This window comes from Streptomyces sp. NBC_01460 (assembly GCF_036227405.1).
Lineage (GTDB): Bacteria > Actinomycetota > Actinomycetes > Streptomycetales > Streptomycetaceae > Streptomyces.
Map to the genome: position 1 here is coordinate 6411387 of NZ_CP109473.1, position 21385 is coordinate 6432771.

21 protein-coding genes and 1 riboswitch are annotated in these 21385 nt (G+C 71.8%); of the genes, 18 read left to right on the forward strand and 3 right to left on the reverse strand.

Going from position 1 to position 21385, the window contains the following annotated elements; translation table 11 throughout:
- Positions 1-92: 92 nt before the first annotated feature.
- On the reverse strand, positions 93-323 hold the full coding sequence (locus tag OG488_RS28980) for a hypothetical protein (protein ID WP_329233902.1): 231 nt from the start codon (positions 321-323) through the stop codon (positions 93-95).
- A gap of 359 nt (positions 324-682) precedes the next feature.
- Positions 683-868, forward strand: a riboswitch (cyclic di-AMP (ydaO/yuaA leader).
- Positions 869-870: 2 nt separating this feature from the next.
- Here OG488_RS28980 and OG488_RS28985 point away from each other — a divergent pair.
- Positions 871-1728, forward strand: a complete 858-nt coding sequence (locus OG488_RS28985; RefSeq protein ID WP_329233904.1) for a LysM peptidoglycan-binding domain-containing protein — start codon at positions 871-873, stop codon at positions 1726-1728.
- Positions 1729-1938: 210 nt separating this feature from the next.
- On the forward strand, positions 1939-2520 hold the full coding sequence (locus OG488_RS28990) for a hypothetical protein (RefSeq protein WP_329233905.1): 582 nt from the start codon (positions 1939-1941) through the stop codon (positions 2518-2520).
- Between the two features lie 127 nt (positions 2521-2647).
- Here the strand turns inward: OG488_RS28990 and OG488_RS28995 are convergent, their stop codons facing one another.
- Positions 2648-3541 carry an SIS domain-containing protein gene (locus tag OG488_RS28995; protein WP_329233907.1) on the reverse strand — a complete coding sequence of 298 codons (894 nt, stop codon included), beginning with the start codon at positions 3539-3541 and terminating at the stop codon, positions 2648-2650.
- Between the two features lie 406 nt (positions 3542-3947).
- Here OG488_RS28995 and OG488_RS29000 point away from each other — a divergent pair, with 406 nt between their 5' ends.
- The 14 genes from OG488_RS29000 to OG488_RS29065 all read left to right on the forward strand — a co-directional run bounded on the left by OG488_RS29000 (position 3948) and on the right by OG488_RS29065 (position 18164).
- Entirely contained in the window at positions 3948-4940 is a 993-nt protein-coding gene (locus tag OG488_RS29000) for an MBL fold metallo-hydrolase (protein WP_329233909.1), read from the forward strand.
- Between the two features lie 66 nt (positions 4941-5006).
- A complete protein-coding gene (locus OG488_RS29005; RefSeq protein ID WP_329233910.1) occupies positions 5007-6506 on the forward strand; it encodes an ATP-binding protein in 1500 nt (499 codons plus the stop codon).
- Positions 6503-6925 (forward strand): roadblock/LC7 domain-containing protein, encoded by a 423-nt coding sequence (locus OG488_RS29010; RefSeq protein WP_329233912.1) that lies wholly within the window; start codon positions 6503-6505, stop codon positions 6923-6925. The genes OG488_RS29005 and OG488_RS29010 overlap by 4 nt, the downstream gene beginning before the upstream one ends.
- Positions 6922-7275, forward strand: a complete 354-nt coding sequence (locus tag OG488_RS29015; protein ID WP_329233914.1) for a DUF742 domain-containing protein — start codon at positions 6922-6924, stop codon at positions 7273-7275. The genes OG488_RS29010 and OG488_RS29015 overlap by 4 nt, the downstream gene beginning before the upstream one ends.
- Complete coding sequence (locus OG488_RS29020) at positions 7253-7867, forward strand: GTP-binding protein (protein ID WP_329233916.1); 615 nt, start codon at positions 7253-7255, stop codon at positions 7865-7867. Before OG488_RS29015 ends, OG488_RS29020 begins: the two co-directional genes overlap by 23 nt.
- Complete coding sequence (locus OG488_RS29025; protein WP_329233918.1) at positions 7864-9171, forward strand: cytochrome P450; 1308 nt, start codon at positions 7864-7866, stop codon at positions 9169-9171. The genes OG488_RS29020 and OG488_RS29025 overlap by 4 nt, the downstream gene beginning before the upstream one ends.
- A 75-nt stretch (positions 9172-9246) precedes the next feature.
- Positions 9247-9654, forward strand: coding sequence for a cell division protein SepF (locus OG488_RS29030; protein ID WP_329233920.1), 408 nt, complete (start codon positions 9247-9249; stop codon positions 9652-9654).
- A gap of 7 nt (positions 9655-9661) precedes the next feature.
- Positions 9662-10882: an AAA family ATPase gene (locus OG488_RS29035; RefSeq protein WP_329233922.1), complete on the forward strand. Its 1221-nt coding sequence runs from the start codon at positions 9662-9664 to the stop codon at positions 10880-10882.
- Positions 10879-11238, forward strand: a complete 360-nt coding sequence (locus OG488_RS29040) for a nucleotide pyrophosphohydrolase (protein ID WP_329233924.1) — start codon at positions 10879-10881, stop codon at positions 11236-11238. The genes OG488_RS29035 and OG488_RS29040 overlap by 4 nt, the downstream gene beginning before the upstream one ends.
- 135 nt (positions 11239-11373) lie before the next feature.
- A complete protein-coding gene (locus OG488_RS29045; RefSeq protein ID WP_329233927.1) occupies positions 11374-11910 on the forward strand; it encodes a DUF6099 family protein in 537 nt (178 codons plus the stop codon).
- Between the two features lie 93 nt (positions 11911-12003).
- Positions 12004-12927: an LLM class F420-dependent oxidoreductase gene (locus OG488_RS29050; RefSeq protein WP_329233929.1), complete on the forward strand. Its 924-nt coding sequence runs from the start codon at positions 12004-12006 to the stop codon at positions 12925-12927.
- Positions 12928-13136: 209 nt separating this feature from the next.
- Positions 13137-14072: a homocysteine S-methyltransferase gene (mmuM, locus tag OG488_RS29055; RefSeq protein WP_329233931.1), complete on the forward strand. Its 936-nt coding sequence runs from the start codon at positions 13137-13139 to the stop codon at positions 14070-14072.
- A gap of 43 nt (positions 14073-14115) precedes the next feature.
- A complete protein-coding gene (locus tag OG488_RS29060; RefSeq protein WP_329233933.1) occupies positions 14116-15594 on the forward strand; it encodes a 3' terminal RNA ribose 2'-O-methyltransferase Hen1 in 1479 nt (492 codons plus the stop codon).
- Positions 15591-18164 (forward strand): polynucleotide kinase-phosphatase, encoded by a 2574-nt coding sequence (locus tag OG488_RS29065; protein WP_329233935.1) that lies wholly within the window; start codon positions 15591-15593, stop codon positions 18162-18164. Before OG488_RS29060 ends, OG488_RS29065 begins: the two co-directional genes overlap by 4 nt.
- Positions 18165-18264: 100 nt before the next feature.
- Here OG488_RS29065 and OG488_RS29070 read toward each other — a convergent pair whose 3' ends face one another.
- Positions 18265-18600: a nuclear transport factor 2 family protein gene (locus OG488_RS29070; RefSeq protein WP_329233937.1), complete on the reverse strand. Its 336-nt coding sequence runs from the start codon at positions 18598-18600 to the stop codon at positions 18265-18267.
- Between the two features lie 230 nt (positions 18601-18830).
- Between OG488_RS29070 and OG488_RS29075 the strand changes: the two genes are divergently transcribed.
- The gene (locus tag OG488_RS29075) at positions 18831-20063 is read left to right on the forward strand and encodes an arginine deiminase (protein WP_329233938.1); all 1233 of its coding nucleotides are present in this window, start codon (positions 18831-18833) and stop codon (positions 20061-20063) included.
- A 233-nt stretch (positions 20064-20296) separates the two neighbouring features.
- Positions 20297-21313 (forward strand): ornithine carbamoyltransferase, encoded by a 1017-nt coding sequence (gene argF / locus OG488_RS29080; protein WP_329233940.1) that lies wholly within the window; start codon positions 20297-20299, stop codon positions 21311-21313.
- Positions 21314-21385 lie beyond the last annotated feature (72 nt).

Sequence of the window (21385 nt, forward strand, 5' to 3'; positions counted from 1 at the left end):
GACGCGCGCCGGGCCCGTCACCGGCCGGGCGCCTCGCGAACCCTCGGCAGTCCCTTCCGGCAGTCCCTTCCGGCCCCGCCCGGCCCTTCCGCTCAGTGTGGCCTCCAGTGCAGCTTGCCGCCGCCCACCCACCGGACGGAGGCCGGGTCGTCGAGGTCGTGGACCACGACCCCGGCCGTGGCGGCGGCGCTCAGGACGTCCGTCATGGCGGTCGCCGTCCCGATCACCTCGCCGTCGATCTCCACGACACGGAAGGGCGGGTCACCCGGCTGGACCGGCAGGACGGTGATCCGGGGGACAGGCGCGTACGGGCTCTCAGTCATAGGCAGATCGGTTCCACGCCGACGCTCCAGGTACGCCTGCGGGCATCGGGCGTGAGTCATATGCCCGATTTGGAGTGTTTTTTGAATTTAATCCCGTAATCCATAAAAGGCCATTTCGTGCGACCTGGGCCCCTGCGGGTAGGCGCAAAACGCCCGAATCGGACTCAGTGACCAGGGTCACCTCCGACGCCCCGGACGCGGGCGTGCGCCCGTCGGTTCCCTTCTGCGGCAAGAGAAATGAGTGACGCGATGTGGGGTGGATTACATGAATTCCCGTGAATTGATCTTGCGAATGAATTGTGATCACTCCGCCAGGCTTGTTCCTTTCCCTATTTCTCGCCTACGGTCACCATCACTCCGGGCGGAACGCCGAATCCTGCCGCCGTCCGGTTACCCGACCACTTCTCGTACGGCAGGAGCGGGGGACCCAAGTAAGCGCCGATCCGGTTTCCGGAGCGGCTCGGGGTGAAGTCGCATTCCCATGCGGCCGGGCATCTCCAGCTCGAACCCGACAGCTCACTTCGCAGGCGGCGGAGAGGAATTCAGCATGCCCGAAAGCGGTAAGCACCGTCGTTCCAGGACCACTTCGCTCACCCGCGGCATCATCGCCGTGAGCACGGGTGGAGCCGCCCTGGCCCTGCCCCTCATCGGTGCCACCGGCGCCTTCGCCGCCCCGGCCCAGCCCGCTGCGGTGGAAAAGGCTGCAACGTCGACTGCTGTGTCCGGCAAGGGAATTGCCGCGCAGAAGTCCACGTCCACCACCTATTCCGTCGTCTTCGGCGACACTCTCGCCAAGATCGCTCGCGAGCATTCCGTGAGCGGTGGCTGGAAGGCCCTGTACGAGGGCAACAAGAAGGTCATCGGCGGAAACCCGGACCTCATTCACCCCGGCCTGAAGATCACCATTGGCGCCAAGGGTGAGAACAAGGCGGCGGACAAGGCCGACAAGGCCGGGTCCAAGGCTTCCGACCGTGCCGAGAAGAGCGCCGACCGCGCCGACCGCTCGGAGCGCACGAGCACGTCGCTCGCCACCGAGGGCGCTCCGGCCGCCGAAGCCGCCCCCGCGGCCGCGCCGGTCTCGTACACGAACGACCTCGACGGCTGGATCAAGGAGTCGCTGGCCGTCATGGCCGAGCACGGCATCCCCGGCACCTACGAGGGCATCCACCGCAACATCATCCGCGAGTCCGCGGGTGACCCGAAGGCCATCAACAACTGGGACATCAACGCGATCAACGGCGTCCCGTCGAAGGGCCTGCTGCAGGTCATCGACCCGACCTTCCAGGCGTACCACGTGCCCGGTACGTCGACGGACAGCTACGACCCGGTCGCCAACATCACCGCCGCGTGCAACTACGCCGCGGACCGGTACGGCTCGATCGACAACGTCTTCGGTGCCTACTGAGGCTCCATGGACACGGGGCCTCTGACACACGGCGTGTGACAGAGGGCCGGCATTGAAGGGTGGTACGGGTTCGGCGGAACCCGCACCACCCTTCTGTCGTGTCCGAGGTCCCCCGGTGCTCCCCCACCGCGGCGGCCGGCACCCGCGCGACAGGCCGGTCGGGGCCGGGGTGACTGGCCTCGTACAGGTTCGTCGTCCATACTGCCCGCCGTGGAGCAGCGCATAGATTCGAACAACAAGCCCGAGTTCGCCGCGGGGACAGACCCGGCGTACATCCCCGGCCTGACGGCCCCTGCCCCCGCGCGGACGGAGGCGGAAGCGGAGAAGGCGGAGCCCGGCGAGGTCCCGGCGGGCGACGTCGCGGACGCTCCCGCCGAGGGTGCGGCCGAGGAGGCCGCGGAGGAGTCCACGGCCGCCGCCGACGCGATCCCGGACGACGAGGCCACCCCGGACGGCGAGGCGGTGAGCGAGGACGCCGGAGCCAAGGACGCCGACGGCGCCGAGGACAAGGACGCGCCCGTCTTCGAGGTCAGCGACCGGCGCGGATCGATCAGGGTGGACGCCGCGGGTGTCCGCTTCCGGCTCGACGACCAGGAGGCGGAGTTCGACTGGTCCGAGATCGGCGCGGTCGAGGTCAGGACCGGCCGCTTCGGGCGCCGGTTCACCGTGACGGTCCACCTGTCGAGCGTCCGGTGGTTCAACGCCGAGGTCGAGGCCGGGGCCCGAAGCGAGCTCAAGGGGTGGACGGCGGAACTCGACGAGGTGCTCGACGCCTACTTCGAAGAGGCCTGACCCCCGCGTCCGGGGCCGCACACCGGGCTGCTCGCCGGCCCGGTGCGCGGCATGCCCTGACGGGGGCCGGCCCTCGACCGCCGTGCCCGGCCCCGGCCGTCGTGCCCGGGCACCGCGGGCCGGAGGCTCAGGCCCCGGCCGCCGTGCCGAGCACCACGGACCGCGTCAGATGGCGCGGAAGGTCGGGATCGAGACCGCGGGCCGCCGCTCGGGCGATCGCCAGCCGCTGGACCCGGACCAGGTCGGCCAGCGGGTCCAGAGCGCTCTCGACCCAGCGGGCCCCGGTCGCCAGCACCTGCTCCCGGAGCCCCTCCGGGGCCGCGCCGAACATCCAGGTCGCGGTCCCGGCCGTGGCGATGCTGATGGGGCCGTGGCGGTATTCCATCGCCGGGTACGACTCCGTCCAGGAGAGCGACGCCTCCTTCATCTTCAGCGCCGCCTCGTTGGCGAGCCCGACCGTCCAGCCGCGCCCCAGGAAGCTGAACTGGGTGCACTCCAGCAGCCCTTCGGGAAGCGGCTCCGCCAGCGCCGTCTCCGCGTCGCGTACGACGTCCTCGGTGTGCAGTCCGAGGTGGGCGCGGAACAGGGTCAGCGCGGTCGTCGCGAAGCGCGTCTGGACCACGGACCGTTCGTCGGCGAAGTCGAGGACCACCACCTCGTCGGCCGCGTCCATCACCGGGGTCCGCGGGTCGGCGGTCACGGCGACGGTACGGGTGGTGCCCCGCAGCCGGTCCAGCAGACCGAGCACCTCGGTCGTGGTTCCCGACCGGGTGAGGGCCACCACCCGGTCGTAGGCGCGCCCGAAGGGGAACTCCGAGGCGGCGTACGCGTCCGACTCGCCCTGCCCGGAGGCCTCCCGGAGCGAGGCGTAGGCCTGCGCCATGTAGTACGACGTTCCGCAGCCGACGACGGCGATGCGCTCACCGGTGGCCGGCAGGGCCGCCTTCCGGCCGACGGCGACCTCCGCGGCGCGGCGCCAGCACTCCGGCTGGCCGGCTGTCTCGGTCTCGACATGGGACATGTCCGCACTCCGCTTCCGCTGCTGACTCGCGCCTGATGGGTGGGGCTGGGTGAATTCGTCGCCCTTTTGCTCAATGTTGCATGGTACCTGGGTGAATCGAGCAAGAACAAGCAAATGGCTCCTCTCTTCCTGATCCGATCGGCATCTGTTTTCGGCCATGCTCGGTGGGTAGTCGGCTCAATCCGGTTCCGTCGCCACCCCGTGGGTATCTGCTCGGCGGGCCGGAGTCGGCAGGCGATATCTCGTACATCGGGCGGAACATCCCCTGTGAGGTCGGTCTGCGGTGACCTCGGACGGTCACCGGCGGGAGGTGGGCGGTCCGGAGGAGGGGTGATTTCACGTCACCGGAACGGATCGTTGGCCGAGTTCGAACGCGCGGCCGGATCCTGGTCGGCATAATCGCCCCATGTCGATCACGGGTGGGGACGTCGTTGACCTCGGCAGGGGCCTGTACGCCTGGCTGCCGCCGAAGCGGGGCTGGGGCCTGGCCAACTGCGGCCTGCTCGTGTCGCCGCGCGGCGGGCTGTGGATCGACACCCCCTACGACCCGGTGCTGGCCGGCCAGTTCCTCGCGGAGAGCCGGAAGCGGCTGCCCGACGGGGCGAATATCGACCGTGTGGTCGTCACCCACGCCAACGGCGACCACTTCTGGGGCGCCGGGGTGCTCCCGGACGCGGAGATCATCGTGACCCGGGAGGCCCGGGAGCACATCCACTACGACCCCACCCCCCAGCAGCAGCACGCCCTGGTGGCCGGAAGTGATCCCTCCACACCCCTCGGCGCCTACCTTGGCCGTCACTTCGGGGGCTTCGACTGGTCGGAGACCGAGGCCGTGCGGCCGACGACCTACTTCACCGGGGAACTCGAACTGACCCTGGGGGAGTACACGGTCCAGGTGTCGTCCCTCCCGCCCGCGCACACGGGGGGTGACCTCATGGTGTATCTCCCCGCGCAGCGCACGGTGTTCAGCGGCGACGTCATCTTCTCCTCCACCCCGGAGCAGCCCGGTGACCACCCGGTGCACTGGGCGGGCCCCCTGAGCAACGTGATCGAGGCCTGCGAACGGGTCCTGGCCACCGGCGCCGAGGTGATCGTGCCCGGCCACGGACCCGTGCTCGACCCGGCCGGCGTCCGCGAGCACATGGGCTACCTCGCGTACGTACGCGAACGCGCCCACGCCCTCCACGCGGCGGGGGTGCCCGCCGTCGAGGCCGCCCGCCGGGTGATCGCCGAGGGCCGCCATCCGGCGCTCGGCCTGCCGGAACGGCTCGTGGTGACCATCGGGAGCGAATACCGCCACCTCGACGGGTCCGAACTCCCCGGCGTCCTGCAGGTGATGGCCGATGTCGCCGCCGTCGCCCACGAGACCGGCGCGGCGTGTACCGGCGAGCCGGCATGACGGCCGGCCGGAACGGCGACGGCGCGGGCCGCCGGCCGTCCCCGACGACAGAGACGCGGTGACGCCGTGGTGCCATGGATCCTGACCCTGATCGCCGTCGTGGTGGCGATATGGACGTCGACGCGCATGTACCAGGCCCGGCGGGAGGCCTACGGTGCCTCGGCGAGCGCAGAACTGGCCGAACGTCAGGCGAGGGCCGCGGAGGCCCGCACCCTCGCCCTCACCGAGGAGATCCGCCAGCTCGCCCGGAAGCGGATACCCGCCGCGGCCACCGCGCTCTCCCACCGGGCGGCACCCGTTCCCGGCCTGCGCGAGGCCGCGGACATCGAGGGCGACGCCGCCCGGCTGCTCACCGAGGCCGTTCAGGCCGCGCGCACGGCGGTGCTGGAGGAGCGCCGACGGGTCGACGCGGCGGCACGGTCGGCCATGCGCGGCACCTCCGCCAAGATCCAGTCGCTGCTCAACCAGTCGCAGCACCTCCTGCAGGAGCTCCAGCACGAGTACGACGACCCGAGGATCCTGCAGCTCGACTTCCGCAACGAACTGGCCCTGCGCCGCACCCAGGCCACGGCCGTGCTCTGCGACGCCTGGCCGGGACTCGCCCGGCAGAACTCCTCCCTCGTCGAAGTCGTGCTCGGCGCCCAGTCCCGGGTCGCCGGGTACGAGCGGATCAAGGTCGCCAACCATCTGCGCCAGGAGCGGCTCGCCCTCGTCGCCCGTGCCGCCGAACCCCTCGCCATCGCGCTCGCCGAGCTGCTGGCCAACGCGACGGCGTACTCCCACCCGGACACCGAGGTGCCGGTGACGGTCCAGCAGACTCCGGGCCGCGGGGCCCTGATCCTGGTCGACGACGCCGGGATCGGCATGGACGACGACGCGCTGAAGCGCGCCCGCACCCTCCTGTCGGGCCCGTCCGAGGTGCTCCTCACCGAGCTGGGGGACCCGCCGCAGACCGGCTTCGCCGTCGTGGGACGGCTCATCGCGCGCTACGGCTTCAGCTGCCACATCGAGTCGTCCCCGTACGGGGGGATGCGCGCGATGCTGCGCATCCCCGCCCATCTGCTGACCGTGATGGACGACGACCGCACGCTGTCCGTGCTCGCGCCGAAGCCGGTGCACGCGCGCGGGGCCGGCGCCGAGCCCCATGAGGCTTCCGCCCCGGCCGCCCCATCCGTCCAGCCGGCCCCCGCTGCCGCGCCGGTGCCGTCCACGGAGCCTGCCGGACCCTCCGAACCCGTCGCGGACCCCGCTGCGGCCGGTGGAGCCCCCTCCGAGCCCGTCGCGGACCCCGCTGCGGCCGGTGGAGCCCCTGCGGCGGCCGGCGGCGGGGCGCACGCGGCGGAGCTGCCCACCCGGCGGCGCAGATCCCGCAAGGCGGCCTCCCCGGACGCGCCGACGGCCCGCCCGCAGACGGCGGAGGAGCCCGTGCTCCGTACACCGGAGGGGGCGGGAGCGGCCTGGGCCGCACTCCAGGAGGGCACACTCAGCGGCAGGAAGGCGCCCGAGCCCCCGGCAGAGGCGCCCTCAGCATCCCCATCGGACGACCAAGGAGACGACGAGACGTGAGCACCACCCCCACCGCCGGTGATCTCGCCTGGGTGCTGACCCCCCTGCTGGAGCTGCCCGGAGTGCAACACGCCGTGGTCGCCACCGGCGACGGGCTCGTCGAGGGCGCGTCGCCCGGCCTGGACCGCGCGTCCGCCGAGCGCGTCGCCGCGATGACGGCCACCCTGCACGCGTCCGCCCGCGCCTTCACCACGGCGTTCACCGAGGCCGAGTCACCCCGCCTGGCCCAGACCGTCGTGGAGTCCGACCTGGGCTTCGCCATCGTCGTACCGGCGGGCAGGAACACCACGCTGGCCCTGTTCGCGGCCCCCGACGCACACCTCGGGAACATCGCCTACCAGATGCAGGTGCAAGTCACCGCGCTGACCAGGGCCATGCACGCCCCCACCCGCCAACCGGACGCTCCCACCCGGCCATGACCCCCGGCCCAGGGCGCCGCCTGATCCCCGCCTATCTGGTCACCGGTGGCCGCTCCGCGCCCACCGGTCCCGCGCTCGACCGGCTCGCCGTGCTCCTCCGTACGGATGCGGCACTGCCGCCGGAGACCGGTGCGGAGCAGCGCAGGCTGTGCGAGCTCCTGGAACCGGGAGCGCTCACCGTCGTCGAGTGCGCCGCCCACCTGGAACTGCCCGTCAGCGCGACGGTCTTCCTGGCCACGGACCTCGTGGCCGCCGGACATCTGCACGCTCGACCACCGATCCCCAGCGCCGGTGAGATCGACCGGTCGCTCGTCGAGAGGCTGCTCGTTGGACTCCGTTCCCTCCACTGACCGGGGCGGCATCGGCTATCTGCCGAGCGCCGCCGAGACCCTGATGAAGCTCGTCGTCACGGGGCCCTTCGGCGTGGGCAAGACGACCCTGATCCGTACGCTGTCGGAGATCCCGACCCTGCACACGGAAGAGGCGATGACGCAGTCCAGCACGGGACTCGACGACACCGCGGGGCTTCCGGACAAGACCACGACCACGGTGGCCGTCGACTTCGGCCGGCTGACCGTCCAGGACGACCTGGTGCTCTACATGTTCGGCACCCCCGGCCAGGAACGCTTCCTCCCCCTCTGGGAGGACATCGCGCGGGGTGCCCTCGGTGCCCTCGTCATGGTCGACACGCGCCGGCTCGAGGACTCCTTCGCCGTCATGGACATGGTGGAGGAGCAGGGACTGCCGTACGCCGTCGCCGTGAACCACTTCCCCGACGCGCCCGCCCATGCGGACGAGGTCCTGCGCAAACACCTCGACCTCGACGCCCGTACCCCGCTTGTGCAGTGCGATGCCCGTGAACGCCAGGGCGGCATCGAAGCCCTGATCGCCCTCGCCGAGCACGCGCTGACCTGCCTGCCCGTGTCCCAGGAACCGTCATGACCCCTGACCGGTACGGCACTTCCCCCGGTGCCACCCCCTCCGTCCTCGAGCCGCTCGCGCTGTACGGCGCCGGATTCGCCGCCGATCCGCACGGTCACTACCGCAGGCTGCGTGCCCAGGGGCCGGTGGCCAGGGTGCGCATCGCCCCGGACGTCGACGCACTGCTGGTCACCGACTACCACGCGGCCGTCGACCTGCTGCGTGACACCGAGACCTTCACCAAGGACCCGCGTACCTGGCAGGCGGGCATCCCCGCCGACTCGCCGGTCCTGCCCGTGCTCGGCCACCGGCCCACGGCCCTCTTCACCGACGGCGCCGTCCACGCGCGGTACCGCGACGCCATCAACGACACCCTCGCCCTGATCGAACCCCACCTGCTGCGCGCGGAGGTCGCCCGGGTCGCGCAGCGGCTCATCGCCGCGTTCTCGGCCACCGGCAGCGGCGACCTCATCGCCCAGTACGCCCGCCGGCTCCCCCTGCACGTCTTCACCGCCTCCTTCGGCGTGGCGGCCGAGGACATCGAGCGGGTGGTCCGCGGCACCGCCGGGATGATGGACTCCGCCGCGGACGCGACCGCCGCCTACGACGATCTCGTCGGCGTCGTCACCGCCCTCGTCGCCGAGCGGCGGCGCAGGCCCCGCCGCGACCTCACCTCGTACCTGCTGGAGCACCCGGCGGGCCTCGACGACAACGAGGCCGTGCGCCAGATCACGCTCATCATGAGCGCCGGCCACGACCCCACGACCAACCTGATCGGCAACGCGCTGCTGCGCATGCTCAGCGACACCGGGTACGGGGGATCCCTGCACGGCGGCGCCATGACCGCGCGCGAGGCGGTGGACGACGTGCTGTGGCGCGATCCGCCGCTGGCCAACATGGGCGCCCACTTCCCGCGCCACGACACCGAGTTCCACGGGGTACCGCTGCGCGCCGGGCAGTTGGTGCTGGTCTCGTTCGCCGCCGCCAACACGCAGTCGCTGCCCGCCGTCCAGGACCCGGCCGTGCGCTCCGGTGACGGCGCGCACCTGGCGTGGTCGACGGGACCGCACCGCTGCCCCGCCAGGCAGCCCGCCCTGCTGATGGCGATGACCGCGATCGAGCAGCTCACCAGCCAGCTCTGCGACCTGGAACTGGCTGTCGAACCCGGCGCGCTGGTCTGGCGGCCGGGCCCGTTCCACCGCGCCCCGGCGCACCTCCCGGTCCGTTTCACACCGCTCGACACGCTCCCCGAACCGGACGGCGCGGGAGCCCCGGACACCTCCGATCACGTTCCGACCCGTGTCGGTGGTACGCCGAACGGGTGAGGGGCGAGAGAATTGCCCGATGAACAGCGAGCGCAGCCGGCGCACAGCCAACCGGCACACGGACGGGGTGGTTCTGTGAGCAGGTACGACAGGTACGACAGGTACGACGCCACCGACGAGCAGTGGGAAGGTCTCGCCCAGGTCGTACCCCTGAGGGGCCGTAACGAATGGCCCTCCCGCGTCGACCACCGGACGGTCCCGGAGCAGCGCGAATCGGCCGAGCAGCGGCGCCTCGTCGTGCTGAGGGTCCAGGTGTTCGCCGACGCGCGCGAGGTGGCCGAGTACCTGGTGGCGCAGATCCCGGTCCTGCTGGACCTGACCGGGGCGGAGACCGACGTGGCCAAGCGGATCCTGGACTTCAGCAGCGGCGTGGTCTTCGGTCTCGGCAGTGGGATGCACCGGGTGGACCGCAACGTCTTCCTGCTCGCGCCGGTCGGCATGGAGGTCGAGGGGGTCACCGCGGCGGGCGTACCCCAATCGTAGGAAGGTCGTGCGGGCGGAACGGTTCGCCGCTCCGGGGCGTGCGTACGGTCCGCTCATGACTGTGATCTCCTCGGGGAGGACGGCCCCGTCGCCGTCCGCCGCGGCCCGCCCCGCCCGCCCCTTCGTCGGTGAACTCCGGCTCGGCGCCTTCGCCTCGCACCGCCGCACCGTCATCCCGCTCGGGCCGCTCACGCTGCTCGCCGGAGGAAGCGGCAGCGGGAAGACGACCGCCCTGCGCGGGTACGAGGCGCTCGCACGGCTGGCCGCCGGTGATCCGCTGGAGGACGTCTTCCCCGATCCGGCGGCCTGGGTGCCGGAGCGGGCGGGCGCCGACGCGCAGGGCCGGCGCGGATTCAGGCTCGGCTGCACGGTGGAGGGCCCGGCCGGCCCGGTGAGCCTGGATCTCGCCGTGCAGGCCGAGCCCGTGCTCCGCATCGTCGGCGAGCGGCTGGCTGACGACCGCGAGACCCTGCTCACCACGGCGCTGCTGGACCCCCGGCGCCCCTTCGTCCAGGCGGCCTGGCACACCGCGGGGGCCGTGCCGGTGACGCGCGCCCCCTTCCCCGACGACCGGCTCGGCACGGCCCTGCTGCCGCTGCGGGTCGCGGGGACGACCGACGGGCAGCTCAGGGTCCTGGCCGCCGCCGAGCAGGTGGTGGTCGCTCTGCGGTCGGCCTTCGTCTGCGATCCGCAGCCGCGGCGGATGCGCGCGGCGGTCCCGGTCGGGGAAGGGCGCCTGACCTCGTCCTGCGACAACCTCGCCGAGGTCCTGCACCGCACCCACAGCCAGTGCGCGCAACGGCACGCCCGCCTGGTCGCCACGGCCGACTCGGGGTGCGCGGGACCGGTGACCGGTCTGACCGTCGAGCGCCTTGAGGACGGGACCGTGCGCGCCGTGACCGGCCGCGGTCCGGGCCGGAGCACCCCCATCGGCCGGCTCGGGGACGGCGAGCTCAGGTATCTCGCCTTCGCACTGGTGCTGCTGACGGGACCCCATGTCCTGGTGGTGGACCCGGCGGCGGAGGTGCCGTCGGCCATGCAGGCGCTCACCGTCCTCGCCGACGGACTCGACCGGAGCCTCGACGCCCGGCAGGCCGGCGAGCTGCTGGCACTGGCGGCGTCGATCTGCGCGGACGGGCACATGCGTCTGCTGGGTACGGTCGGTGAGGCGACCGCGGCGGCTGTCCGCGGGGTGGCCGGCACGACAGTGGTAGACCTGGCACCGTGACCGAACTGGATGTAGCACAACTGCAGCGGCGGCTGGCCGACTTCGCGGCGTCCCGGGCCTGGGGGCCGTACCACACCCCCAAGAACCTGGCCGTCGCGCTCAGCGTGGAGGCGTCCGAACTCCTGGAGATCTTCCAGTGGCTGACGCCGGAGCAGTCGGAGAGGGTGATGGAGGACTCCGGGACGGCGTTCCGTGTCACGGACGAGGTCGCGGACGTCCTGGCCTATCTGCTGCAGTTCTGCGAGGTCCTGGGCATCGACGTGCTGGCGGCGCTGGCGGCCAAGATCGACCGGAATGAGACGCGCTTTCCGGTGCCGAGCGGGGACGAGTCGACGGACCGTCACTCTTCGGAGTGATCGACTTACCCACAATCCACTTCCTGTCCACAGATTTCCGATTTCCTCTGGCTTTCGTGTGCCACGCAGCTCACTGTGGGTAATGAAGAGGTGAGCGGGTTTCTGTTCGGGTGGTCTCGGCGACGGGGGAATCGCGTGGAAGCGGAGCGACTGATCGCGGCAGGGCGGGGCGCGCTGGCGGGGAGCCGGGGGGTGCCGGCCGTCATGGCGGAGGCGTGGCAGGCCCAGGCACTCGCCCGGGCGGTCGGCGGACAGCTGGCGAGGTGCGGACCGGCGGAATTACGGACGGAGGCGCGCGGGCTCAGCGAGACCTGCGCCCTGGGCAGTGCGGTGCTGGACCACCCGTTGGTCCCTGCCGGAGGGGTGCGGGCCGCTCAGCTCACCGAAGTGGTCCATGTGCCGCGGACGTTGGCCGCGCTCGCCCTGCTGCTCGGCGAGGCGGGCATCGCGCTGGTGGGCGTCGCCTGCGGTACGGAGGAGGAGGGGCTCTACTGGCAGTGCATCGAGGCGATAGACGCCGTCGACGAGTCCGTGGACCGGGTCCACGGCATGCTCAGACGGCTCGCGGAACAGGAGCGCGACCGGGAGCGGGATCAGGAGCCGGACCGGGAGCGTGACGGCCCGCACGGCGTGATCACGGGACCGGCCGGCTTCGTCGCCGGACAACCGTGAGCCCGCCGGTCCCGGTGCCGGCGCCGAGGAGGCAGGCGGGGAGGAGGGCAGGGGAGACGGAGCCCGGCGGTTTCGAAGGTGCAGGATGGAGACATGGATCTTCGAATCTTCACCGAGCCCCAGCAAGGGGCGAGCTACGACACCCTGCTCACCGTCGCCAAGGCCACCGAGGACCTCGGCTTCGACGCCTTCTACCGGTCGGACCACTACCTGCGCATGGGCTCGGGGGACGGCCTGCCCGGCCCGACCGACGCGTGGATCACCCTCGCCGGGCTGGCCCGGGAGACCAGGCGGATCCGCCTCGGCACGCTGATGACGGCGGGCACCTTCCGTTTGCCCGGCGTGCTGGCCATCCAGGTCGCCCAGGTCGACCAGATGTCCGGCGGCCGGGTCGAGCTCGGCCTGGGCGCGGGCTGGTTCGAGGAGGAGCACAAGGCGTACGGCATTCCGTTCCCCAAGGAGAAGTTCGGCCGGCTGGAGGAACAACTGGCCATCGTCACGGGCCTGTGGGCGACCGAGCCCCTTGAGACGTTCAGCTACGACGGGACCTACTACCAGCTCACCGACTCGCCGGCCCTGCCGAAGCCCGCCCAGGCGAAGGTGCCGGTCCTGATCGGCGGCCACGGAGCGGTCCGCACTCCTCGGCTGGCCGCGCGGTACGCGGACGAGTTCAACATCCCCTTCGCGTCGATCGAGGACAGCGAGAAGCAGTTCGGCCGGGTCCGGGACGCGGCCGTGGCGGCCGGCCGGGCCCCTGACGACCTGGTGTACTCCAACGCCCTGGTGGTGTGCGTCGGGAAGAACGACGCGGAGGTGGCGCGGCGCGCGTCCGCCATCGGGCGGGAGGTCGAGGAGATCAAGGCGAACGGCCTGGCGGGCTCACCCGCCGAGGTCGTCGACAAGATCGGACGCTACGCCGCCATCGGCTCCTCGCGGATCTACCTCCAGGTCCTGGACCTGGACGATCTGGAGCACCTGGAACTGATCTCGTCGCAGGTCCAGTCGCAGCTGGGCTGACCGGGCTGACCGGGCTGACCGCGGGGAAGCGGTCCGCCGGACGAACCCCCGTGGGACGGCCGTTGGACGGCCCCCGTGGGGCGGATTCCGCGGGGCCGCGGGGGGAGACACGACCGATCGGCGGACACGCGTCCGCGGACAGGGAACAGCCGTGCCGACGGGCCCGTCGTACGGGCCCGTCGGCACCGGCCGACAGAAAGGGAGCAGCTGTGCACACCGCCCGCACACCGGCGGCCCCGCCGGGCCGTAGCCTCGGCGAGGCGCTCGCCGAGGGGACCGTCCTGCTGGACGGGGGTCTCTCCAACCAGTTGGAGGCGCAGGGCTGCGATCTGTCCGACTCCCTGTGGTCGGCCCGTCTGCTGACCGACGCGCCCCAGCAGATCGAGGCCGCCCACGTGGCTTATGCGCGGGCGGGTGCGCAGGTGCTCATCACCGCCAGCTACCAGGCGACGTTCGAGGGCTTCGCACGGCACGGCGTCGGCAGGGCCCGGGCCGCTGAGCTGATGGCCGGCAGCGTGGAGTCGGCGCGCAGGGCGGGCGCGGTGACGGGGCGCGAGCTCTGGGTCGCCGCCTCCGTCGGCCCGTACGGGGCGATGCTCGCGGACGGCAGCGAGTACCGGGGCCGGTACGGCCTGACCGTCCGCGAACTGGTGCGCTTCCACCGGCCCCGGGCGGAGGCACTCGCCGCGGCGGGCCCCGACGTCCTGGCCCTGGAGACGGTGCCGGACATCGTCGAGGCCGAGGCCCTGCTGGAAGTGGTCCAGGAGCTCCCGGTGCCGGTCTGGCTCTCGTACAGCGTGGCGGGTGACCGTACCAGGGCCGGGCAGCCCCTGGCGGAGGCGTTCGGGCTCGTCGCGGGCATCGATCAGGTGGTCGCCGTCGGGGTCAACTGCTGCGATCCCGCCGACGCGGACCGGGCGGTGGAGGTGGCGGCCGCGGCCACCGGCAAGCCTGTCGTCGTCTATCCGAACAGCGGGGAGGAGTGGGACGCCGAGAGCCGTGACTGGACCGGGAGGGGAACCTTCGAGCCGGGCAGGGTGCGGGACTGGCAGAAGGCCGGCGCGCGGCTGGTCGGCGGCTGCTGCCGGATCGGTCCGTCCGCAATCGCGGCGCTGGCCGACCGTCTCGAGCCGCCGGCCGTGTGAAAAGGCCTGGTGGGAGACGGACCACCGCACCATACTCGGACGGGTGTTCCTGACTATCAGTACGACCGGCACCCCTGAGCGTCCCGCCACCGATCTCGGTTATCTCCTGCACAAGCATCCGGACAAGGCGCAGACGTTCTCCACCTCGCACGGCACCGCGCACGTCTTCTACCCCGAGGCGTCCGCGGAGCGCTGCACCGCCGCGCTGCTGCTGGAGGTGGATCCGGTGGCGCTGGTGAGGCGCGGCAAGGGCAAGGGCCGGGGCGGAGCACCTGACGCGGCGCTCGCGCAGTACGTCAACGACCGGCCGTACGCGGCGTCGTCGCTGCTCTCGGTCGCGATGACGACGGTGTTCAAGTCCGCGCTGAAGGGGGAGTGCCGGGCGCTGCCCGAGCGGGCCCGGGAATCGTTGCCCCTGCGCGTCGAGGTCCCCGCGCTGCCCGCACGCGGCGGGGCGGAGCTGGTGCGGAAGCTGTTCCTCCCGCTCGGCTGGACGCGGGTCGAGGCCGTGCCCGTACCTCTGGACGAGCGGTTCCCGGAGTGGGGCGACTCGCGCTACGTACATCTCGTGCTCGAAGGGGAGCTGCGGCTCGCGGACGCCCTGCGTCAGCTGTACGTGCTGCTGCCGGTGCTCGACGACGCCAAGCACTACTGGGTCGCGCCCGACGAGGTGGACAAGCTCCTGCGGGCCGGCGAGGGCTGGCTCGCGGGCCACCCTGAGCAGAGGCTGATCACCAGCCGCTATCTCTCCCGCCGCCTGGGTCTCACCCGGCAGGCGACGGAGCGGCTCGAGCTGGTCCGGCTCGCCGAGTCGGACGACCTCGAGGTGGAGAGCGTCGACAACGCGGTGGACGAGACCACCGACACGGAGGAGAAGCCGCTCCCGCTCGCCGAGCGGCGCCGCTCGGCGGTCCTGGAGGCGCTGCGCGCCGCCGGGGCGAGCCGTGTGCTCGACCTGGGCTGCGGCCAGGGCCAGTTGGTGCAGGCCCTGCTCAAGGACGTGCGCTTCACGGAGATCGTCGGGGTCGACGTGTCGGTGCGTGCGCTGACCGTCGCCGCACGCCGGCTGAAGCTGGACCGGATGGGCGAGCGGCAGGCCGGGCGGGTCACCCTCCGCCAGGGCGCGCTCACCTACACGGACAAGCAGTTGAAGGGGTACGACGCCGCCGTCCTGAGCGAGGTGATCGAGCACCTCGACCTGGACCGGCTCCCCGCCCTGGAGTACGCGGTGTTCGGCACCGCGCGACCGCGGACCGTGCTGGTGACGACGCCCAACGTCGAGTACAACGTCCGCTGGGAGACACTCCCCGCCGGGCACGTGCGCCACAGCGACCACCGCTTCGAATGGACCCGGGAGCAGTTCCAGGAGTGGGCCGGACAGGTCGCCGGACGCCACGGCTACACGGCGGAGTTCGTACCCGTGGGACCGGAGGACCCCGAGGTGGGGCCTCCCACACAGATGGCCGTGTTCACGATGACCACGGCCCACGAGACGACGACGAAGGAGGCGGAAGCCGCATGACCGGTACCTCTCGCACCCTGCCGGTGACCGACCTGTCCCTCGTCGTCCTCATCGGCGCCAGCGGATCGGGCAAGTCCACCTTCGCCCGCAAGAACTTCAAGCCCACCGAGGTCATCTCGTCGGACTTCTGCCGAGGTCTCGTCGCCGACGACGAGAACGACCAGAGCGCCAGCCGCGACGCCTTCGACGTGCTCCACTACATCGCGGGCAAACGCCTCGCGGCCGGCCGCCTCACCGTCGTGGACGCCACCAACGTGCAGCCCGAGAGCCGCAAGCAGCTCGTCCAGCTGGCCCGCGAGCACGACGTGCTGCCCATCGCCGTCGTGCTCGACCTGCCGGAAGAGGTCTGCCAGGCGCGCAACGCCGCCCGCCCCGACCGCTCCGGCATGCCCCGCCACGTCGTGCAGCGTCACCGCCGCGAGCTGCGCCGCTCCCTGCGCGGACTGGAGCGCGAAGGCTTCCGCAAGGTGCACGTCCTGCGCACCGAGGAGGAGGCCGACACCGCGGAGGTCGTCATCGAGCGCCGCTACAACGACCTCCGGCACCTCACCGGTCCGTTCGACATCATCGGCGACATCCACGGATGCAGTTCCGAGCTGGACACCCTGCTCGGTGAGCTGGGGTACAAGGACGGCGCGCACCCCGAGGGGCGTACCGCCGTGTTCGTCGGCGACCTCGTCGACCGCGGCCCCGACAGCCCCGGTGTGCTGCGCCGCGTCATGTCCATGGTGGCGTCGGGGAACGCACTGTGCGTCCCCGGCAACCACGAGAACAAGCTCGGCCGCCATCTCAAGGGACGCAAGGTCCAGCACAGCCACGGTCTCGCCGAGACCGTGGAGCAGCTGGAGCGGGAGGACGCCGAGCACCCCGAGTTCCGCAAGGAGGTCGCGGAGTTCATCGACGGACTGGTCAGCCACTACGTCCTCGACGAGGGCAAGCTGGTCGTCTGCCACGCGGGGCTGCCCGAGAAGTACCACGGGCGTACCTCGGGGCGGGTCCGCTCGCACGCCCTGTACGGGGAGACGACCGGCGAGACCGACGAGTTCGGCCTGCCCGTCCGCTACCCGTGGGCGGAGGACTACCGGGGCAGTGCCGCGGTGGTCTACGGGCACACCCCGGTGCCCGTGGCCTCCTGGGTGAACAACACGCTCTGCCTGGACACCGGCGCCGTCTTCGGCGGGAAGATGACGGCCCTGCGCTGGCCGGAGCGCGAGATCGTCGACGTGCCGGCCGAGCGCGTCTGGTACGAGCCCGTGAAGCCGCTGACCACCGAGGCCCCGGGAGGGCGTGAGGGCCGGCCGCTCGACCTCGCCGACGTGCAGGGCCGCCGCATCGTGGAGACCCGGCACATGGGCCGCGTCGCGGTGCGCGAGGAGAACGCGGCGGCGGCGCTGGAAGTCATGAGCCGCTTCGCCGTCGACCCCCGGCTGCTGGCCTATCTGCCCCCGACGATGGCGCCGACCGCCACCTCCCACGAGGACGGCTTCCTGGAGCATCCGGCCGAGGCCTTCGCGCAGTACCGTGCGGACGGCGTGGACAAGGTGGTCTGCGAGGAGAAGCACATGGGCTCGCGCGCCGTGGCTCTCGTCTGCCGCGACGCCGCGACGGCCCGCGAGCGCTTCGGCGTCGGGGGCGCCTCCCACGCCCCCGGCGGTGAGGGAGGTCCCACCGGCGCCCTGTACACCCGTACCGGGCGGCCGTTCCTGGACGACACGGCACTCACCGAGGTCGTCCTCGGCCGGTTGCGTACGGCGGTCACCGCCGCCGGACTCTGGGACGAGTGGGACACCGACTGGGTGCTGCTCGACGCCGAGCTGATGCCCTGGTCCCTCAAGGCCGCGGGCCTGCTCCGTTCGCAGTACGCGGCCGTGGGCGCCGCCGCGGGCGCGGTCCTGCCCGTGGCGGAGGGCGCCCTGGCGGCGGCGCTCGCCAGGGGCATCGACGTCGGCGACCTCGCCGGCCGTCAGCGGGAGCGCGCGACGGACGCCGCCGCCTTCACGGAGGCCTACCGCCGCTACTGCTGGAGCACCGAAGGGCTCGACGGTGTCCGGCTGGCGCCGTTCCAGATCCTTGCGGTGCAGGGCCGCTCCCTGGCCTCCGTGGCGCACGACGAGCAGCTGGCCTGGCTGGACCGCCTCGTCGAGCACGACCCGACCGGACTGCTCCAGGTCACGCGGCGTCTCGTCGTCGACACGGGTGACGAGGCCTCCGTGCGCTCCGGCGTCGACTGGTGGCTGGAGATGACCGGCCGCGGGGGCGAGGGCATGGTCGTCAAGCCGCTCGGCGCCGTGGTCCGGGACGCGAAGGGCAGGCTCGTCCAGCCGGGCATCAAGGTGCGCGGCCGGGAGTACCTGCGGATCATCTACGGCCCCGAGTACACGCGGCAGGAGAATCTGGAGCGTCTGCGCTCCCGGTTCCTCGGCCACAAGCGGTCGCTGGCCCTGCGGGAGTACGCCCTCGGCCTGGAGGCGCTCGACCGGCTGGCCGAGGGGGAGCCGCTCTGGCGGATCCACGAGGCGGTCTTCGCGGTGCTCGCCCTGGAGTCGGAGCCGGTCGACCCCCGGCTGTAGGAGCCGCCCCCGGCCGTAGGAGGGGCGCGGTCCCGGCCGCAGCAGGACCGTGCCCCGGACGGGCGGCTCGCCCGTCCGGGGCACGGCGGCCCTGGCGCGGTCAGCCGGTGATGCGCATCAGGCCGATGAGGCCCTCCCGCACGGTGAACGTGAAGTGGGACGGGCCGTTGAAGCCGTCCCCGCCGACCTGCGCCAGGACGGTGACGTCCTCGTCCCCGGGTCCCGCCGACACCTCGGTGACGTCGAGGGTGACGCGCGCGCCGATGAACTCCGCGTCGCTCCAGCCGTGCACCTCCTCGTACCCGGTGAACACGCGTCCCCAGTCGTCCACGGCGCCGTCCGGCGCGAAGGTCCGCAGCCAGGCGGCGGTGTCATGGGCGTTCGCGGCGTCCAGGAAGGCACTGACCACCGGGGGCAGGGGCGGGCTGGCCGGCATGGTGAGGCTCCTTCGAGGTGGGGGAGGGCCTCAGTCTCGGTGGCGGTGCCCCCGGGCGGCCCGGTCGGCACGCCGGTACCGGCGAACACCGCTCCCGTGGTGGACACCGCCGGACGCGGCCGTACGCCATGAGCCGGGAACGGCCCTCGCCGGTGCCCGTTCCCGGCCTGCCCCGGAACGGGGTGGCGGTTCGCAGGGTGAACGGCGTCTCGCGCGGTGAGGATGAGGGCATGGGATTCCATGTCGATTCCGAGGCCGGGCGGCTGCGCCGCGTCATCCTGCACCGCCCCGATCTGGAGCTGAAGCGGCTCACCCCCAGCAACAAGGACGCTCTTCTCTTCGACGACGTGCTCTGGGTGCGCCGCGCCAGGGAGGAACACGACGGTTTCGCCGATGTGCTGCGCGACCGGGGAGTGGAGGTCCATCTCTTCGGTGACCTGCTCCGGGAGTCCCTCGACATCCCGGTCGCGCGGCGACTCGTCCTGGACCGGGTCTTCGCGGAGAAGGAGTACGGGCCGCTCGCCACCGAGCATCTGCGTTCGGTGTTCGAGGAGCTGTCCGCCGCGGAGCTGACCGAAGCCCTCGTGGGCGGGATGACCAAGCGGGAGTTCCTGGAGCGGCACGCCGAGCCGACCTCCGTGCGCTTCCACGTCATGGATCTGGACGACTTCCTGCTCAGCCCCCTGCCCAACCACATCTTCACCCGCGACACCTCCGCCTGGATCTACGACGGCGTGTCCATCAACGCGATGCGCTGGCCGGCCAGACAGCGGGAGACCGTGCACTTCGAGGCGATCTACCGCCACCATCCCCTGTTCACCGGGCCCGAGGCCGGCGTCTTCCACCACTGGTCGGAGGGCCAGGACGACTATCCGTCCACCATCGAGGGCGGCGACGTCCTCGTCATCGGCCGGGGCGCCGTCCTGATCGGAATGAGTGAGCGCACCACCCCGCAGGCCGTGGAGATGCTGGCCAGAGGGCTCTTCGACGCGGGGTCGGCCCGGACGATCGTGGCCCTGGACATGCCGAAGCGCCGGGCGTTCATGCACCTCGACACGGTGATGACGATGATCGACGGTGACACGTTCACCAAGTACGCCGGACTCGGGATGCTCCGCTCCTACACGATCGAGCCGGGCACCGGCCCACGTGAGCTGAAGGTCACCGATCATCCGCCCGAGCACATGCACCGGGCGATCGCCGCCGCGCTCGGCCTGGACGCGATCCGGGTGCTCACCGCCACCCAGGACGTGCACGCGGCCGAGCGCGAGCAGTGGGACGACGGGTGCAACGTGCTGGCCGTGGAGCCCGGGGTCGTCGTCGCGTACGAGCGGAACGCCACCACCAACACGTATCTGCGCAACGAGGGCATCGAGGTCATCGAGATCTGTGGCAGCGAGCTGGGGCGGGGCCGGGGCGGCCCGCGCTGCATGAGCTGCCCCGTGGTGCGTGATCCCGTCTGACGGACGGGGCCGTGTCACGGGCGGGGGACCGGGTGACGGACAAAGCACGGTGCCACGGACGAGGCACGGTGCCACGGACGAGGGATCGGGTGACGACGAGGAGCCGGGTGACGGCGGGGGGAGCCGCGTACGGACGAGGCTGCTGACGGAAGTGCCTGTATAGCAATACGGTGGCTCGTATAGACTTCCAGGAAGCCGTCCGTACGCCTCAGCCCGACCCAGGAGCAGTCACCATGGCCATAGACCTCACAGGCCGCCATTTCCTCAAGGAGCTGGACTTCACGGCCGAGGAGTTCCGCGGCCTGATCGCTCTCTCCGCCGAGCTCAAGGCCGCCAAGAAGGCGGGCGGCGAGGTGCGGCGGCTGTGCGGCAAGAACATCGCGCTGATCTTCGAGAAGACCTCGACCCGTACCCGCTGCGCGTTCGAGGTGGCCGCCGCCGACCAGGGCGCCTCCACGACGTACCTCGACCCCTCCGGCTCGCAGATGGGGCACAAGGAGTCGGTGAAGGACACCGCGCGGGTGCTCGGCCGGATGTTCGACGGCATCGAGTACCGGGGCGACAGTCAGGAGGCGGTCGAGGAGCTGGCGGCCTACGGCGGTGTGCCCGTCTTCAACGGGCTGACCGACGACTGGCACCCCACCCAGATGCTCGCCGACGTCCTCACGATGACCGAGCACAGCCCCAAGCCCCTGGAGGAGATCACCTTCGCCTACCTGGGCGACGCCCGCTTCAACATGGGCAACTCCTACCTGATCACCGGGGCCCTGCTCGGCATGGACGTCCGGCTCGTCGCGCCCGCCGCCTACTGGCCGGCGCAGGAGGTCGTGGACCGGGCCCACAAGCTGGCCGAGTCCAGCGGGGCGCGCGTCACCCTCACCGAGGACGTGACCGAGGGCGTCCGGGGAGCCGACTTCGTCGTCACCGACGTCTGGGTCTCCATGGGGGAGCCCGTCGAGGTCTGGGACGAACGCATCGCCGCCCTCGCGCCGTATGCCGTGACCATGGACGTGCTGCGCGCCACGGGCAACGCCGACGTGAAGTTCATGCACTGCCTCCCGGCCTACCACGACCTCGGCACGAAGGTGGCCAGGGGTATCCACGAGCGGCACGGCATCTCGGAGCTGGAGGTCACCGACGAGGTCTTCGAGTCCTCGCACTCGGTCGTCTTCGACGAGGCCGAGAACCGGATGCACACGATCAAGGCCGTGCTCGTCGCGACGCTGGCGGGCGACGCGCAAGGCGCATGAACATACACCCGATTGGGTGAAGATGCGCGTAAGTGGCTACGATGGTGCTACTTGGTGGGGTTCGGGCTCGCA

Coding starts and splice junctions, on each gene's coding strand:
- OG488_RS28980 (WP_329233902.1), bottom strand. CDS start 323: ATGACTGAGAGCCCGTACGCGCCTGTCCCCCGGATCACCGTCCTGCCG.
- OG488_RS28985 (WP_329233904.1), top strand. CDS start 871: ATGCCCGAAAGCGGTAAGCACCGTCGTTCCAGGACCACTTCGCTCACC.
- OG488_RS28995 (WP_329233907.1), bottom strand. CDS start 3,541: ATGTCCCATGTCGAGACCGAGACAGCCGGCCAGCCGGAGTGCTGGCGC.
- OG488_RS29000 (WP_329233909.1), top strand. CDS start 3,948: ATGTCGATCACGGGTGGGGACGTCGTTGACCTCGGCAGGGGCCTGTAC.
- OG488_RS29015 (WP_329233914.1), top strand. CDS start 6,922: ATGACCCCCGGCCCAGGGCGCCGCCTGATCCCCGCCTATCTGGTCACC.
- OG488_RS29025 (WP_329233918.1), top strand. CDS start 7,864: ATGACCCCTGACCGGTACGGCACTTCCCCCGGTGCCACCCCCTCCGTC.
- OG488_RS29050 (WP_329233929.1), top strand. CDS start 12,004: ATGGATCTTCGAATCTTCACCGAGCCCCAGCAAGGGGCGAGCTACGAC.
- OG488_RS29065 (WP_329233935.1), top strand. CDS start 15,591: ATGACCGGTACCTCTCGCACCCTGCCGGTGACCGACCTGTCCCTCGTC.
- OG488_RS29070 (WP_329233937.1), bottom strand. CDS start 18,600: ATGCCGGCCAGCCCGCCCCTGCCCCCGGTGGTCAGTGCCTTCCTGGAC.
- OG488_RS29075 (WP_329233938.1), top strand. CDS start 18,831: ATGGGATTCCATGTCGATTCCGAGGCCGGGCGGCTGCGCCGCGTCATC.
- argF (WP_329233940.1), top strand. CDS start 20,297: ATGGCCATAGACCTCACAGGCCGCCATTTCCTCAAGGAGCTGGACTTC.